Below are 15,221 nucleotides of genomic sequence, written 5' to 3'. Positions count from 1 at the left end.
GGTTGGCGCCGCCGTGTGCGCAAGGAGTGCGCTTGCTTTCCATCCTCTCCACGACGGCACCGATTTTCATCATCATTGCGCTGGGATTCATTGCCGTACGGACCCGCTTATTCCCCGCAGAAGCCGTGGCCGGCCTGGGTCGATTCGTCATCTATTTCGCCCTGCCGGCACTGATCTTCAGTACCGTGTCGCAAATGGCCTTCAGCGAGGTCATCGACCGGCATTACCTGCTGGTTTACGGTCTGGGATCGATGCTCGCTTTCGTTGCCGGCATTGGACTGAGCAAGGCGCTCAAGGGGGACAGCCTGAGTCAGGGCGCCATCAAGGGCATGGGCATGTCGATGTCCAACAGCGCCTTTGTCGGGCTGCCGGTGTTGCTGCTGGCCTTCGACGACCCGCCCACCAACGCCTTTGCGATGAACCTGATGATCGAGAATATGGTTGTCCTGCCGGTGGCCCTGATCGTGATGGAATTCAGTCAGGGGCGCGGCAACAGTGAATCCCTGGGCGCCATCATTCGCCCGGTGGCCGGCCGGGTCGTCCGCAATCCGCTGGTAATTGCGATCGTGGCCGGGGTCCTGGCCTCGCTGGCCAACGTCGAGGTACCCCAGGTACTGCAGGACAGTCTCGATATGCTGGGCCGCACGTCGGCGACCGTGGCCCTGTTCTTCGTGGGCGCGTCGCTGGTAGGCACATCGCTGCGTGGGAATATCGGCGAAATTGGCGGGGTGGCGCTGGGCAAACTGACGCTGCACCCGTTGATGATGGTGCTACTGATCTGGCTGCTGCCGGACTTCGACCCGCAGCTGCAGACCGCTGCGATCCTGCTGGCGGCCATGCCCATGGCCAGCGTCTATCCCATCATCGGCAGCCTTTACGGCTATCGGCGACTCACTTCAAGCATTCTGTTGGCAGGCACCGTGCTGTCTTTCTTCAGTATCTCGATCGCCCTGGCCGTCCTGTTCTGAACGACCAGAGACCATCCGGAATCAGGCCGCCACCGGTTTACGAAACAGCGCCACGTCCTTGGCCGGCACTTCCAGCTCCCAACCCAGCGACTCGGCCAGCCAGCGCAGGGTGCTCTCCCGGTAGAACACGATGTGGGTCGGATCGCGCCGATAGTGCCAGTTGGCAAAGCGGGCGTCGTCGGTCTGGAAGCAGGTCATCACGCCCAGCCAGCCGCCCGGCTTGAGCAGGTTGTCGAGCTGCCGGAAGACGGTGTTCGGATCCTGCAGGTGCTCCACCACCTCGGTGCAGGTGATGAAGTCGTAGGTCTGCTCCAGGGTTTCCGGATTCGGCGCGTAGAAGGGATCGTAGAGCGACACCTCCATGCCTCTGGCGGCGAGCATCTTCGCCAGCGCCGGTCCCGGTCCGCAGCCGAAATCCAGCCCGTGGGCCTCGTCCGGGGCCAGGGTCAGGATCGGGTCCGCCAGTTTGGTGAGGAAGCGCTGGTAGCCTTCATCCTCGGGATTGTTGTCGTGCAGATCGTAGACGCGTTTTTCCGCATCCCGGTCCAGCCAGTGCTCCGGCGCCATCAACGTGGCTTCACAGCGACCACAGCGCCAGTAAGGCACCTCGCCAACCACCTCCAGCAGACGCAGGTCCTCACTGTGGCAGACGGAACACCGGGTGGGTGCCATCAATTTTTCGGGCATCATGACGCTCCCTAGGGCTGTTCTCTGAAACAGAGAAACCCGGTTGTTCGGTGAATAACAGTCGAGAAAATGGGAGTGTCCACAGTCACGCGCTGCCCTGCAATACGCCTTGACCACGATATAACCAATCGCTATGCCCGGCGCGCGATTTCGTGAAGACAACCGGCCCGTTGACGCTGGATCGTGATGATCCGGACCAGCGCTCAGAGAAGGACCAAGGGCACCTGCGGTGCCTCAGAAGCTGAAGCATCTGCTACACGCTCGAGTGAGCCTCAGAATGTAGCCGACGCTTCAGCTTCGGAGCAGGCCGAAGGACTGCCCTGACTTCGGGGGAAACATCTGATCCCCCCCATTTTAGAGCCGGTGGCAAGACCGCAGCCGAGCGAATCAGTCCGGTGCCCTGTCCGGCCCCACGCGGGCCAGGACCTGATTGTCCTCACCCAGCGGCATGGCCAGGATCAGGCCTTCACCCGAATCCGGGTAGACGCCGGTCAGCGCGGTGATATTGACCTGGTGAGAGACGAGGATAATGGGCTGTCCGGACGGCAGGCCGTTGACGTTGTCCACGGTCTCGGCCGTCTGCGCCTCCCGGTCGCCCTGGCCCGCGAAGAAGGAATTGAGCGACGGCATCACGGTGACGCGCCCCACGTCCATCAGCGTGGCCGTATCCCGGCAGCGACACCAGGCACTGGAAAAAACCTGGGCGCTGCGAATGCCCTGTTCGGCCAGATATCGCCCCCAGGCCCGCGCCTGCTCCTGGCCAACGTTGTTCAGATTACGCTGGGTACTGCAATCATTGACGTCGAAGTGGTCCGGATCGCCCACGCCAGGCGCCAGGGCATGACGCAGAATCAGGACAGCCCCACCCTGGCGCAAGGCGGTCCAAGCAGCGGCATCGTCGGCCATAGCCAGTCTGGGGAGAACGGTCACAGCGATAAGAAGGATTGGCCAGAGCCACCGAACGGTCGTGGAAAAACCCATGATGCACCTCCCTGGGCAACAGGCCATCTGAGTGGCAATACGCCAAAGACCGGGTAGCCGTTCACCCTTTTTCGTCGAATTGGCGTATCCTTGCCCCGCTGATGAGGGAGAACTGATTATGGCCATATGGGTCGATGCCGACGCCTGCCCCACTCCGGTGAAGGAGATCCTTTGCCGCGCCGCCAATCGCTGGCAAATCAGCGTCACGTTTGTCGCCAACCAGCGCATCAATGTGCCGCCTTCACCCTATATAAAGACACGCCAGGTGCCGCAGGGTTTCGATGTGGCGGACAATGAAATCGTCGAGCTGCTGTGCGAGAACGATCTGGTGGTCACCCAGGATATTCCGCTGGCCGCAGAGGCCATTGAACGGGGTGCGCGGGCCCTCAACCCCCGTGGCCAGGTCTACACCCCCGACAACATCCGCCAGCGTCTGGCGATGCGAAACTTCATGGAAGAGCTGCGCAACGCGGGTCAGATGACCGGCGGACCGTCCGGCTATTCCCAGACCGATCGCAAGGCCTTTGCCGATCAGCTCGACCGCTGGCTGCAGAAACACGTCAAGCGCTGAGCCTGGCCAAACAGATTTGATAATGATTCGCTTTCACGAGTGAGCGAATTCAGCTAGTCTGTCCGCCTTTTCTGACCCGTTCATACCCCCCGTTTTCCCGGGTGTTTATCGGACGGGTCTGCCCGATTCGGAGATTTTCTCATGTCCAGCTCCAGCACCAGCAGCTTCCAGGCGCTTGGCCGTTTGCTGCGTTACGCCCGCGGCTACCGTCGCCACATCATCGCTGCCACCACCTGCTCGATCATCAACAAGCTGTTCGACATCGCGCCGGAGATCCTGATCGGTATTGCCATCGACGTGGTGGTGAACAAGGAATCCAGTTTCGTGGCGTCGATCGGCTTCACCTCGGCCGAGTCCCAGATTCTCGTGCTGGGGCTGCTCACCTTCTTCATCTGGGCCGGTGAATCCATATTCGAATTCATGTTCCAGGTGCTCTGGCGCAACCTGTCCCAGGCGTTGCAGGCCGACCTGCGCCAGGACGCTTACGAACACGCCCAGCGCCTGGATATGCACTTCTTCGAGTCGCGCAGCTCCGGCCAGCTGGTAGCGACCATGAACGACGACGTGAACCAGCTGGAACGGTTCCTCGACGGCGGTGCTAACGCCATGATCCAGGTGGTGGTCACCATTCTCACGGTGGGCCTGGTGTTCTTCGTGATCTCGCCGCTGATCGCGCTGCTGGCCTTTACACCGATTCCGGTCATCGTCTGGGGTGCCTTCTACTTCCAGAAAAAAGCCGGACCGCTGTACGCCGACGTGCGGGAGAAAGTGGGCAACCTGTCCACCCGGCTGGCCAACAATCTCGGCGGTATTGCCACCATCAAGAGTTTTACGGCCGAAGCCCGCGAAGCGGAGCGTCTGCGCCAGGCCAGTGACGATTACGTCCAGGCCAATCGTAAGGCGATCCGCATCAGCTCCGCCTTCATTCCGCTGATCCGGATGGCGGTGCTGTTCGGTTTCCTGGCGACGTTCATGATCGGCGGCATGATGGCCCTGAACGGGGAGCTGAATGTGGGCGCCTACGGCGTACTGGTGTTCCTGACCCAGCGCCTGCTGTGGCCAATGACGGGACTGGCGGAAGTGGTCGACCAGTTCGAGCGGGCCATGGCCAGTACCCGCCGGATCCTGGACCTGATCGCGGAGCCCGTCCATGTTCGGGACAACGTTACCACGCCCCTGCCCCAGCCGGTGCGCGGGTCCGTGAGCTTCGATAGCGTCCAGTTCCGGTATGGCAACAGCGGCGCGGGCGTCAAAGGCATCAGCCTGGAGGTTCCGGCCGGTCATACCCTGGCCCTGGTGGGCGCCACGGGCTCCGGCAAGTCGACCCTGATCAAGCTGCTGCTGCGGTTTTACGACGTGCAGCACGGGGCGATCCGCATCGACGATCATCCCATCCAGGATGTCAGCCTGAACTCGGTGCGTCAGGCCATCGGCCTGGTCAGCCAGGATGTCTACCTGTTCGATGGCAGCATCCGCGACAACATCGCCTATGGGCGTCCGGACGCCACCGATGAGCAGATCATCGAGGCGGCCAAAACGGCCGAGGCCTGGGGCTTTATCGAGGCATTGCAGGACGGCCTGGACACCGCCGTGGGTGAGCGCGGCGTGCGCCTGTCCGGCGGTCAGCGTCAGCGTCTGTCACTGGCCCGCGCGCTGCTGAAAGATCCGCCCATCCTGGTACTGGACGAGGCCACCAGCGCGGTGGACAACGAGACGGAAGCCGCGATCCAGCGGTCGCTGCGGCGCATCGGCCACAACCGCACGGTCATCATGATTGCCCACCGCCTGTCGACCATCGTCCATGCGGACCAGATTGCCGTGATCCAGGACGGCGAGGTCACCGAGAGGGGCACCCATGACGAACTGATCGCCCAGGACGGCAGCTACGCCGCCCAGTGGCAGGTCCAGACCGGCTCGGCCGCCGAAGCGGCTCAGTTGACCACCCACTGAGCCGTCTCCGCGCAGCAGTGCATTCAAGGGGCTGAATTCAGCCCCTAGCTTCCCTGAATCCGAAACCCGACTTTCAGCACCACCTGATAGTGGGCCACCTTGCCGTCCGTCACATGGCCGCGGGTTTCGGTTACTTCAAACCATTCGATGTTCTTGACGCTCTTGCTGCATTCCGCCAACGCGTTCTCGATGGCGTCTTCAATGCCGGTTGTGGACGAACCGACAATCTCGACTTTCTTGTAGACATGATGATCTGACATCCATGATCTCCTTATGTCGCAAGGTTTTAAAAGCGTGTTCGGTTGCAGTATGGCACACAGGGGGCGGGGGTTTTCAAAAGGCACCAACTGAACCTTTGCCGGTGGAAGCCATCCAAGGAACCATTGCGTATGCATCGTCAGCAGGAGGCAGACTCGATGATTCAGGGCCCTACTCATCATCCGTTTCGCACGTTCTTTTCACTGTTCGCCGGCCTCTTGCTGGCGAGCCTGGCGGAAGCAGACGTCTACGAATCCCGCTATCACGATTACCGCGTCGATACCGTTGTTGATGGACTCGACCACCCCTGGGGACTGGCCTTTCTTCCCAACGGTGATGTGTTGGTGACGGAACGGGCGGGCCGTCTCCGGGTGGTGCGGGATGGCGAGTTGCTGGATGCACCGGTCAGCGGCGTACCGGACGTGGCGGTGGCCGGCCAGGGCGGCCTGCTGGACGTCATCCTGCATCCCCGTTTCAGCGAGAACCGCCTGCTCTTCCTGAGCTACGCTCACCAGACCCGCGAAGGCAAAACGACCCGGGTGGCCCGGGCCGAATACCGGGATGGTGCCCTGGAGAATGTGACCGTCATCTTCGAAGCCCTGCCCCGCTCCAACACCACCCGTCATTTTGCGGGGCGGCTGGCCTTCGACCGGGAGGGTTACCTCTACGTGCCGGTGGGCGACCGGGGCGATCAATCCCGGGCGCAGGACCTGTCGGACGATGCCGGCGGCGTTCACCGCATCACCATTGACGGAGCCCCGGCGCCAGGCAACCCCTTCCTGAATCAGGCCGGTGCGAGGCAGACCTTCTTCACCTACGGCAACCGCAATATCCAGGGCATGGCCCGGCACCCGGTCACGGGTGAGATCTGGAGCCACGAGCACGGTCCAAGGGGCGGTGACGAGGTGAACATCATTCGCGCGGCCACCAATTACGGCTGGCCGGCAATCACCTACGGCATCGACTACAGCGGTCTGCCGATTACCGACCGCACCCAGGCACCGGGCATGGCGCAGCCACTGCACTACTGGGATCCGTCCATCGCCCCATCGGGCCTGGCGATTTATGACGGTGAGATGTTCCCACAATGGCGGGGCGATCTGTTCGTCGGTGCCCTGAAGTTCCAGAAAGTGGTTCGACTGCGGGTCAACGAGCGGGAACAGGTGGTGGAAGAGGAGGATCTGCTGAAAGCGGTGGGCAAACGCATCCGCGAGGTCAAGCAGGCGCCCGACGGGTCCATCTGGTTGCTGACGGACGCCTCGGACGGTGAAATCCTGAGAGTCTCACGCCCTTGATGAGGGTGACAGGGCGTACAGCGCCGCCACGTTCCGGGCCACCCGACGCAGGTTGTCGGCAGCCCGCTCCAGCGCCTCCGGCAGATCCATGGGCGTCGGCGTGATACCGAACACTGCCGTCAACCCACAGGCCAATGCCTCGTCGTAGTCGTCACCCACGCTGCCGGCCAGGGCCACTACGGGCACGCCCGCCTGGGCGGCTTCCCGGGCCAGTCCGGCCAGGGTCTTGCCGCGGGCGGTTTGCCCATCGATCCGCCCTTCCCCGGTGATCACCAGATCCGCCTTCTTGAGCTGCTCACGCAAGCCTACTGCATCCATGACCACATCCACCCCGGGCTCCAGACGGCCACGCAGGAACGCGCACGCCGCCATGCCCATGCCACCGGCCGCACCGGCACCGGGCATGTCCGCCAACTTGCGACTCACCACCTGTTCCAGCAGTGCTCCATAACGGGCCATGCCCTGGTCCAGCGCAATCAGCATTTCGTCGGTTGCACCTTTTTGGGGCCCGAACACATAGGTCGCGCCATTGGGGCCAGTCAGCGGGTTGTTGACGTCACAAATGACCCGGAAACGGGTCGCGGGTATCCGGGTGTCGAGTTCATGCAGATTGATCGAAGACACATCCAGCAGCCCCTGCCCACCCGGGCCGATGGCGTTCCCGGCGGCGTCCAGCGCCTTGACGCCCAGGGCCTGTGCCATTCCGAGACCGCCGTCGTTGGTGGCGCTGCCGCCCAGGGTCAGGATGATCTGCTCCACTCCGAGATCCAGGGCATCGATGATCAGCTCGCCGGTGCCCCGGGTGGTGGTTTTCATGGGATTACGCCGGGCTTGCGGCAATCGTTGCAGGCCACTGGCTTCCGCCATTTCGATCACGGCAGTGCGGTCGTCGTGGATCAGTCCAAAGCGGGCCTTCACCGGATTGCCGTCCGGCCCGGTGACTTCGGTGGTTTCGTAGCGGCCGCCGGCGGCGATCACCAGCGCCTCCATGGTGCCCTCGCCGCCATCCGCCAGCGGCAGCGTGGTGAAGGTCGCCTCCGGTAGTGCCTGGGCCAGTCCGCCACGTATGGCCTCGGCCACTTCCGAGGCCGACAGGCTTTCCTTGAAGGAGTCCGGGGCAATCAGGATATGAGTCACAAGCGGTCCTCGCGGGTCGTGTTGATGGCGATCTACCCTTCAATTAAAGCAATAAATGCGCCCGCCAGTCCCGGCGTTACTCGGCGTAGCCGGTCAACTCCAGATAACCGCGACCACTGTGGGAGCCGGATACCCGGACCGGACTTTCCCAGTAGGGATACAGGCCGGTGTTCCAGAAGTTGCCGGCCATGGTGTCCACTTCGATGTCCACATCCCGACTGGGAATGGTCAGCCGCCAGCGTGACGGCACGGTGCCTGTGTCAAAGGTCGCCTGCTCCAGCGGTTGCAGAGTAAAGTCATCGCCGCTCAGGGGGACCACTTCGCCGAAGGCGCTGATCCAGGTGCCGGCGAGAAACGCCCCTTCGTCTTCCCTCAGCCGGAACGCCATGATGCGCTCGCCGGATTCCAGCTGCAGCGCCATCCAGTCCCAGCCCTGCTGGTCGGAGCGCAGGAACTGGCTGCTCCACTCCCGATCGAACCAGCCGCTGCCCTGCACGTCGAGGGTCTCCCCATTGACGGTGACCGTGCCGCGGATGGTCAGGTCCACATAGCTGAAATACATCGAGCCCTCGCCGCTGGCCGACTTGGCGCTGAAGCCCTGATCGCCGTGGCGCACCGCATCGCCGCGCTGGCTCAGGGTCAGGTCATAGCCCCAGTCATCGGTTTTGACGTGGAGTTGCCAGTCGCCATCCTCCGAGGCGGTCAGCGACCAGTCATCCAGCCACACCGAAAACGGCGACGCCGTTGCGCCGGCATGACCGATGCCGCCCCGGGCCAGTCGCTCGCTGAAATGATGGTCGTTGGGGCGTGACACGGCGGCATGGGCCATCCACACCGACTGCAGCGGCCACGATTCCGGTGGCGGCGTCTTTGCATCCGGCGCATGCGGCTTCAGGCCCTGACGGAACTGGGTCCACTGCAGCCCAAGCGGGTCACCGTCGGCGGTGGTCAGGTTGGCGGTGAGGTACCACCACTCAATGCGGTAGCGGGGATGGGGGCCCAGATCCCGCGGCAACTCGATGTGGTCGCCAGGCCCGGGCTGGGCAAAATCAACGCCGGCGCTTTGCGGATCAAAGGATTGCCCCAGACCGGCAAAGCCCTGCGGCGCCTCTTCCCCCGGTTCACAGCCGGCCAGGCACATCGCGACCAGCGCTCCGATCAGCCACCTCATCGCTCCGCTCCCTGCAATTGACCCACCGTCACCGGTTCCGGCGGCCGCTCGTCCAGACGGCGCTGAATCAGCCAGGCGATGATCAGCCCGATCACCCCGGCGACGACCACCAGTTGTAACCAGAATAGCGGATAAACGGCCATCGGCAGAGACCAGCCGAAGGCCAGCGGATTGATCCGGGCCACCAGCACCCAGGTCAGCAGGACCCCCAGCGGCAGGGCCGCCAGACAGGCCATCAACGTTACCGCAACGGACAGGCCGCTGATCCGCCAGCGCAGCGCTCGCCGACCGACGCCCCAGACCCGAAGCAGGTGGAAGTACCAGCGCCGGGTGCCGAAAAACACCCAACCCAGGACCAGCAGCGAGACTCCGGCCAGCACCAGCGTCAACATACTGATGGCACGGGTCAGCAGGAACGTCTGCTCGAAGATCCGGGTCGCCAGTCCACGGACCGACGCCGTATCCCGCAGTTCAAGACCAACGCCGGGCAAGGCATCCGCCAGCGCGGCACGCAAGTCCGCCGGTGTGGCGCCTTCGGCCAGGGCGACCGTGACACTGGTAAAGGCGGAGCGGAACGCTGCCGGAAGAGACGAGGCAGCCACCAACAGCTCGCCGCTGGGTCGGCCATAATCCGCGTAGACCGCCGCGACCGTCGCCTGATAGGCCTGCCCCGCTATCCGGTAACTGAGCCGGTCACCGGTCGCCAGGCCCAATCGGCGGGCCAGTTGCTCATTGACCATGACCTGGCCCCGATCAAGCTGCGACCAGGGATCGGAAACGGCCGACAGGAAGGTCCAGTGGTGCAGCAATGACGAGTCGGAGGGCAGCGCCAGCAGATCCACGGAGACGGGTTGCGGTTGCGTCAGTTCTGCCCGGTCCCGCTGAACCGTATAGCGTTGAGCGACGCTCTCCAGACCACTCAGGGCACCCTCGACCCGAGGTAAATCGGCGGGCTCGCGGAGCTCCAGATAGACATCGCCCTGCAGGCGTTGATCCAGCCATTCGTAGAACGTGGTTTCGAAGGTGCCAACCAGCGCCTGGATGGCGATCACCGTCGCCGCTGCAAACTGCAGGGCCACCACCGGCAGCCCCAGACGCCGGATCATCACGGACAGTTCGCGCACGGACCATAGCCGCAGTGGTTTGGCGGTGTGGCGGGCAGCGGCATCCAGCCCACGGGCCAGCAAGGCCGGTGTCAGCAGCCCCACGCCGAGGAATACCAGGGCCAGTGCGGCAAAGACCAGAACCAGCGTGTTTGCCAGGATCAATCCGACGATGCCCAACAGCAGGATGACGGCGGCGAGGCGCCCACGGTCGCCCCGCCGCCGTCGCCCGGTATCGTCCTCTCGCCCGTCGAACGAGCACCACGCCAGCACCAGCCCGATCATCACCGGGATCGGCAGGCAGGCCATCCAGGTGATGGCATTGCCCACCAGGGTGACATCGAACAGGCCGCTCAGCACCCGGCCGAAGCCCTGGGCAAACACCTGCGCCATGAGCAGCCCCAGCACCGTGCCGGGCACGGCGCCCAGCAGGGAGATCACGGCCAGTTCCACCAGGCGCATTCGATGCAGGCGGCGGGCGGGCACGCCGAAACGGGTCAGAAGCTGGGTGCTGGCTCGACGTTGGGAGAGTCCCAACAGATAGATGCTGCGGATCAGCAGCCCGGTAATCAACAACACCAGGACGCACAGGGCGTCGAGATTCAGCAGGAAGCTGTCTGCCAGTTCGCCGGTGGCCAGGCGCGGCTCCGCGGGGACGTTCCGGTAACCTGATGGAAGGTCGGTCACTGCCGTTGGGGCCATCAGGCGAAAACCCGCTGTAGCCGGCGTGTTTGGTGAGGATTCGATGGCGCGGCCGATGTCCTCGAACGGCCCACCCTGCATGCGTTGCGGCAGTCCACTCTGGCCGCCTTCGGCAAAGCAGCCCAACGACAACGGATCGATGCCAATGACCCGTCCCTGCCCGCTGGCCGGCGTAACTTCAAGCCAGGGCAGCACGCAAACGCCGGCACGGCGCAGGGTGACAAAATCGGCGACCGTCACCGGAGCGCCGTCCTGGCGGCGGATTTCCTGCAGTCCCTCCAGCAGGCCGGTACCCTGTTGCAGGCTCTGCCGGGCCTGGCGCGTCAGGTCCCAGACGCCGGACCAGAGGGCGGTTGCCAGAACCAGGATCAACAGGAGGGCGACCAGTTGCAGGGGATGGCGACGGTAATGGCTGACACTCGCCAACCAGAGGCGGCGACCGGTCATGTCAGGCTCCCAGCCTCAGCGTATGGTCGCAGCGCCCGGCAAGGGCGGGATCATGGGTAGCGAGAATCAGCGGGCAGCCCTGGGCCTGCTGGAAGGCAAACAGGACATCGGCCACCTCGGCCGCGGTGTGTCCGTCCAGACTGCCGGTGGGCTCATCCGCCAGCAACAGTCGCGGCTGCATGGCAAAGGCCATGGCGAGCGCAGCACGCTGCCGCTGGCCACCGGACACCTGGTCGGGGTAGCGGGCAGCCAGTGGACCGATACCCAGGCGCTCCAGCCATCCCATCGCATCGGCATCCGCATGCCCGGCAATGTCTGCGCGCAAGCGGACATTCTCCAGCAACGTCAAGGCCGGCATCAGGTTGGCTTCCTGGAAAACGGTGGCAATGGCGCTGCGGCGCAACTCGCTCCAGCGCGCCGAGTCCACCGGCAGCGAATCGCCGAACAGGGTGACGGAGCCGGCCGACCAGCGTTCCAACCCACTCAGGATATTGAGCAGGGTGCTCTTGCCGGAGCCGGAACGCCCCACCAGCGCCAGCGATTCGCCGGCCAGCAGTGAGAGGTCGAAGCCGTCAAAGACCGCCACATCCTCACCACCGGATCGGAAATGCTTGCGCAGGCCCTCAACGCGAATCACAGGCTCCGGCCGCCTGTCCGGCGACGGGTCGACCGGGTCAATGCGGATCGTTTGTGCGCTCGGTTTTTTCATACTGGGGAAGGTCATCGGTGATCGTATACCAGTCTGCCTTGGAGCCAACGTACACATGGTACGCCGGAGACTGGTTCACCGGACCATCCAGAGTGCCAACCCGCAGACGCAGGATGCCGGGAATGGCGTCGACCCGGCTGTACAGCGGACTGCCGCACTCCCGGCAGAACGCCCGGTACTTGCCCGGGCGCGACTCGAATTCCTTGACGAGCTCGTCGCCCCGGGTGACCCGAAAGTGAATCTTCTGCACCGGACTGTTGGCACCAAACGCACTGCCCTGGGCCCGCCGGCACTGGCTGCAGTGGCACAGGGCAATGGGGCCGAGGCGGCCCGCGTATTCATACTGAATGCCACCGCACAGGCATTGACCGGTCATCATCGATTGTCTCTCCGATTGGGTTGTGCGGTGGCCCGGCGCTATTGAGTGCCGTTTCCGGGACCGTCAGGCCGGAACGATCAGGATCTTCCCGTCACGCTCTCCGGCCGCTGCAGCCGCCACCGCGTCCTTGATCTGCGAGACATCATACTCGCCCGCAATCTTCGCCTGAAGTTTACCGGTGGCAATCAGCTTGGTGAGCTGGCCGAAAACTTTCATCTGATCCTCGCGGGACGCCTGCTCGAACCATTTGGCCAGCCAGAAACCCCGGGCGGTGATGTTGCGGAACACCAGATTGCGCGGCGTGAGCTGGCAGGGTTCGCCGCTCATCATGCCGTAGTTGACCAGGGTGCCGCCCTCTTCCAGGCAGTCGGCGATGTGGTCGGTCGAGGCGCCACCCACCGCATCGATGGCCAGTTTCACGGCACCGTCACCGACCGCTTCCTTAACGCGCTTGTGGAGGTCGGGGCCGTCCACCAGCACCACGTCCGCGCCCTGCGCCTTGACGCCTTCAACCGCGGACTCGCGGCGCACCACGTTGACGGTTTTCAGGCCACGGATCTTCGCCAATTGGATCAGGTAGCCGCCGACGCCGGAGTTGGCGGCATTCTGGATGACCCAGTCGCCCTGCTGGAGATCGACGAACTCGCTGAGCATCAGCATCGCGGTCGGCGGGTTGATGGTCATCATGGCCAGCTGACGGGGATCCGCTTCCTTCGGCAGAGGCACCAGTTTACGGGCGTCGACCACCGCGTGGGACACCCAGGTGCCTATACCGACCGGCAACAGGACCGTCTGCCCCACTTCCGGCCCTTCGGTGCCGGAACCGAGCGCCACCACCTCGGCCACACCTTCGTTGCCGCCGATGGCGGGCAAAGGAGGCAGCATGCCGTATTCACCGGTCAGGGTCAGCACGTCGGAGGGATTGATGGGGGCAGCCAGCACCTTGACCAGAGCCTCGCCGGGCCCCGGCTCCGGGGTGTCGATTTCGACGGCTTCGATCACGTCCTGCGGTACCGGACCGCGGCTTTCGTATTTGGCCTGCAACATGGGGTGTCTCCTGTGCTTTTTGAGGTGTCATCAGGGTAGGCGGCAAGCGGGATTTTGCACAGGGGCGGAAACGCCAGTTCGGTGGTGAGTCCGGCCATCGGCCTGCAAAAAAAGACGCCGCTTCCCGCAAAAAGGACTTGAACACGGGATCATTTCGCCCCAACGTTAGTAGTATCCGGCCGGGTCCGGGTCGTTATCCGCGCTCTCGCTAAACCAGCATCACCAAACGAGAAGCCAGCCTCCGGACACTCCCGGGAAAGCGCTGTGTGAAGGTGAGCGAACGCCTTCTTTTTGATACGCAGCGTGATTGATGACCTCGCCATTTTTACCGTTTTTACAGAGGGGAGTTGCCATGGCTCTGGATACCTTGCCGCCCATCGGAATGGGTACCTACCGTCTAACGGGTGATACGGCACGGGATGCCGTTCGCAGTGCCTTGTCGCTGGGTTACCGACACATCGACACGGCGCAGATGTACGACAATGAGTCCGAAGTCGGAGACGGCATCACCTCCAGCGGTATCCCGCGCCGTGACATCTTCCTGACCACCAAGATCTGGCACGACAGGCTGCATTACAGCGATTTGATGAACAGCCTCAAGGACAGCCTGCAGCGGTTGAAGACGGATCACGTCGATCTGTCCCTGATCCACTGGCCGTCTCCCGGTGACGAGGTGCCGATGGAGGAATACCTGGGTGCCCTGCGGGATGCCCAGCGCGAGGGCCTGACGCGATTCGTCGGAGTATCCAACTTCACCAATGCCCAGGTGGGCAATGCCCGGGTGATTCTGGGGGACACCCCGATCCTGACCAATCAGGTGGAAGTGCACCCCTTCCTGGCCAATCGCAAGGTGGTCAGCCATCTCCAGGAACTGGGCATCAAGGTGACGGGTTACATGCCGCTGGCCGTGGGCCGGGTCATGGACGATGAAACGCTGGTGGACATCGCCCGCCGACACAACGCCACACCGGCCCAGGTGGCTATCGCCTGGGTGGTTTCCCAGGGGATCGTGCCGATTCCTTCCTCCACGCGCCCGGATCACCAGAAGGCCAACCTGGAGGCTCTGGACATTGAGCTGTCGATCGACGAAATCGATGCCATCGACAAGCTGGACCGCAACGAGCGCATTGCCAATCCGAGCTTCGCTCCAGACTGGGACTGATCAGCGTTTTGGCCGGGGGCGTTTTCGAGTCCCCGGCCACAGCCCCCACAAAGCCACACCCAGCCCCACTGCCGGCGGTACCAGCGTCGCCCGCAGCTCCAGTGCCCACTGCGTCAGACCGCTGAACAGCAACCACAGCACGGGCACCACCAACAGCACACAACGTGGCTTCCAGGGCACCGTCAGCAACGCCAGCACGGTCAACAGTGCCGTCGCATCCGGAGTCAGTCCGGGCCACCCCATGGCTTCAACCGTTCCCGCGCTGACAGCGCCGGCCATCGACAGGGCCATCACCATCGCGCTCCCGATCAGCCCGATCCCCAACGGCACCCGGGCCGGCGTGACCCGCCAGGCCAGCACCGCCAGCAGGATCGCTTCGGCGAGAAACGCCCAGACCGCATACGCCATGCCCCAGTGGATGGGCTCGTAATAGCGCTGCAGGAAAAGCAGCGCCGTGAGTATCCAGCCCACACCCAACACCGACAGCGCCAGGCGACGAGCTCGCCCCTGGGGCAACGACAGCAGACCAGCCAGCGCCAGCAGGGCGAACGGGAACAACAGCTGCCAGGGCCAGAAGGCTTCGTTGAGCCGCATGAACAGGCGCAGGTAAACCTCAGGCGTGAACATCAAAAAATCGCGCAGGGCGTAATCCAT

15 protein-coding genes are annotated in these 15,221 nt (G+C 63.7%); 5 read left to right on the top strand and 10 right to left on the bottom strand.

Features of this window, described 5'->3' with window-relative positions; genetic code table 11:
• Positions 1-26: 26 nt before the first annotated feature.
• Positions 27-968: an AEC family transporter gene (locus tag JL474_RS14255; RefSeq protein ID WP_328797825.1), complete on the top strand. Its 942-nt coding sequence runs from the start codon at positions 27-29 to the stop codon at positions 966-968.
• A 21-nt stretch (positions 969-989) separates the two neighbouring features.
• Here JL474_RS14255 and JL474_RS14250 read toward each other — a convergent pair whose 3' ends face one another.
• Positions 990-1,658 carry a class I SAM-dependent methyltransferase gene (locus JL474_RS14250; RefSeq protein WP_203142570.1) on the bottom strand — a complete coding sequence of 223 codons (669 nt, stop codon included), beginning with the start codon at positions 1,656-1,658 and terminating at the stop codon, positions 990-992.
• Positions 1,659-2,042: 384 nt separating this feature from the next.
• The gene (locus JL474_RS14245; RefSeq protein WP_236012265.1) at positions 2,043-2,561 is read right to left on the bottom strand and encodes a histidine phosphatase family protein; all 519 of its coding nucleotides are present in this window, start codon (positions 2,559-2,561) and stop codon (positions 2,043-2,045) included.
• A gap of 193 nt (positions 2,562-2,754) precedes the next feature.
• Between JL474_RS14245 and JL474_RS14240 the strand changes: the two genes are divergently transcribed.
• Positions 2,755-3,207, top strand: coding sequence for a YaiI/YqxD family protein (locus JL474_RS14240; protein WP_123635291.1), 453 nt, complete (start codon positions 2,755-2,757; stop codon positions 3,205-3,207).
• Between the two features lie 141 nt (positions 3,208-3,348).
• Positions 3,349-5,157, top strand: a complete 1,809-nt coding sequence (locus JL474_RS14235) for an ABC transporter ATP-binding protein (protein ID WP_203142568.1) — start codon at positions 3,349-3,351, stop codon at positions 5,155-5,157.
• Between the two features lie 44 nt (positions 5,158-5,201).
• Here the strand turns inward: JL474_RS14235 and JL474_RS14230 are convergent, their stop codons facing one another.
• Complete coding sequence (locus JL474_RS14230) at positions 5,202-5,417, bottom strand: dodecin (protein WP_123635293.1); 216 nt, start codon at positions 5,415-5,417, stop codon at positions 5,202-5,204.
• A 156-nt stretch (positions 5,418-5,573) separates the two neighbouring features.
• On the opposite strand from JL474_RS14230, the gene JL474_RS14225 reads away from it, so the two are divergent.
• The gene (locus JL474_RS14225) at positions 5,574-6,710 is read left to right on the top strand and encodes a PQQ-dependent sugar dehydrogenase (protein ID WP_203142567.1); all 1,137 of its coding nucleotides are present in this window, start codon (positions 5,574-5,576) and stop codon (positions 6,708-6,710) included.
• On the opposite strand, the gene JL474_RS14220 is transcribed toward JL474_RS14225, so the two are convergent.
• The 6 genes from JL474_RS14220 to JL474_RS14195 form a co-directional block, all read right to left on the bottom strand.
• Positions 6,699-7,847 carry a glycerate kinase gene (locus JL474_RS14220; protein WP_203142566.1) on the bottom strand — a complete coding sequence of 383 codons (1,149 nt, stop codon included), beginning with the start codon at positions 7,845-7,847 and terminating at the stop codon, positions 6,699-6,701. The two genes, JL474_RS14225 and JL474_RS14220, sit on opposite strands and share 12 nt — an antisense overlap.
• A 76-nt stretch (positions 7,848-7,923) precedes the next feature.
• Positions 7,924-9,018, bottom strand: coding sequence for a lipocalin-like domain-containing protein (locus JL474_RS14215; RefSeq protein WP_203142565.1), 1,095 nt, complete (start codon positions 9,016-9,018; stop codon positions 7,924-7,926).
• Positions 9,015-11,270 carry an FtsX-like permease family protein gene (locus tag JL474_RS14210; protein WP_203142564.1) on the bottom strand — a complete coding sequence of 752 codons (2,256 nt, stop codon included), beginning with the start codon at positions 11,268-11,270 and terminating at the stop codon, positions 9,015-9,017. Before JL474_RS14210 ends, JL474_RS14215 begins: the two co-directional genes overlap by 4 nt.
• Before the next feature lies 1 nt (position 11,271).
• On the bottom strand, positions 11,272-11,979 hold the full coding sequence (locus tag JL474_RS14205) for an ABC transporter ATP-binding protein (protein WP_203142563.1): 708 nt from the start codon (positions 11,977-11,979) through the stop codon (positions 11,272-11,274).
• Positions 11,945-12,358: a GFA family protein gene (locus tag JL474_RS14200; RefSeq protein WP_203142562.1), complete on the bottom strand. Its 414-nt coding sequence runs from the start codon at positions 12,356-12,358 to the stop codon at positions 11,945-11,947. The genes JL474_RS14205 and JL474_RS14200 overlap by 35 nt, the downstream gene beginning before the upstream one ends.
• A 63-nt stretch (positions 12,359-12,421) precedes the next feature.
• A complete protein-coding gene (locus tag JL474_RS14195; protein ID WP_203142561.1) occupies positions 12,422-13,405 on the bottom strand; it encodes a zinc-dependent alcohol dehydrogenase family protein in 984 nt (327 codons plus the stop codon).
• A gap of 352 nt (positions 13,406-13,757) precedes the next feature.
• Here JL474_RS14195 and dkgB point away from each other — a divergent pair, with 352 nt between their 5' ends.
• Positions 13,758-14,567, top strand: a complete 810-nt coding sequence (gene dkgB, locus JL474_RS14190) for a 2,5-didehydrogluconate reductase DkgB (RefSeq protein ID WP_203142560.1) — start codon at positions 13,758-13,760, stop codon at positions 14,565-14,567.
• Here the strand turns inward: dkgB and JL474_RS14185 are convergent, their stop codons facing one another.
• Entirely contained in the window at positions 14,568-15,221 is a 654-nt protein-coding gene (locus JL474_RS14185; RefSeq protein WP_203142559.1) for a DUF6064 family protein, read from the bottom strand.

Source organism: Marinobacter mangrovi, from assembly GCF_016798325.1.
GTDB lineage: Bacteria > Pseudomonadota > Gammaproteobacteria > Pseudomonadales > Oleiphilaceae > Marinobacter_A > Marinobacter_A mangrovi.
This window is presented reverse-complemented; position numbering and strand designations above follow the sequence as displayed.

Coding starts and splice junctions, on each gene's coding strand:
- JL474_RS14210 (WP_203142564.1), bottom strand. CDS start 11,270: ATGACCGGTCGCCGCCTCTGGTTGGCGAGTGTCAGCCATTACCGTCGC.
- JL474_RS14215 (WP_203142565.1), bottom strand. CDS start 9,018: ATGAGGTGGCTGATCGGAGCGCTGGTCGCGATGTGCCTGGCCGGCTGT.
- JL474_RS14245 (WP_236012265.1), bottom strand. CDS start 2,561: ATGGCCGACGATGCCGCTGCTTGGACCGCCTTGCGCCAGGGTGGGGCT.
- JL474_RS14235 (WP_203142568.1), top strand. CDS start 3,349: ATGTCCAGCTCCAGCACCAGCAGCTTCCAGGCGCTTGGCCGTTTGCTG.
- JL474_RS14240 (WP_123635291.1), top strand. CDS start 2,755: ATGGCCATATGGGTCGATGCCGACGCCTGCCCCACTCCGGTGAAGGAG.
- JL474_RS14205 (WP_203142563.1), bottom strand. CDS start 11,979: ATGAAAAAACCGAGCGCACAAACGATCCGCATTGACCCGGTCGACCCG.
- JL474_RS14195 (WP_203142561.1), bottom strand. CDS start 13,405: ATGTTGCAGGCCAAATACGAAAGCCGCGGTCCGGTACCGCAGGACGTG.
- JL474_RS14230 (WP_123635293.1), bottom strand. CDS start 5,417: ATGTCAGATCATCATGTCTACAAGAAAGTCGAGATTGTCGGTTCGTCC.
- dkgB (WP_203142560.1), top strand. CDS start 13,758: ATGGCTCTGGATACCTTGCCGCCCATCGGAATGGGTACCTACCGTCTA.
- JL474_RS14185 (WP_203142559.1), bottom strand. CDS start 15,221: ATGGATTACGCCCTGCGCGATTTTTTGATGTTCACGCCTGAGGTTTAC.
- JL474_RS14200 (WP_203142562.1), bottom strand. CDS start 12,358: ATGATGACCGGTCAATGCCTGTGCGGTGGCATTCAGTATGAATACGCG.
- JL474_RS14250 (WP_203142570.1), bottom strand. CDS start 1,658: ATGATGCCCGAAAAATTGATGGCACCCACCCGGTGTTCCGTCTGCCAC.
- JL474_RS14225 (WP_203142567.1), top strand. CDS start 5,574: ATGATTCAGGGCCCTACTCATCATCCGTTTCGCACGTTCTTTTCACTG.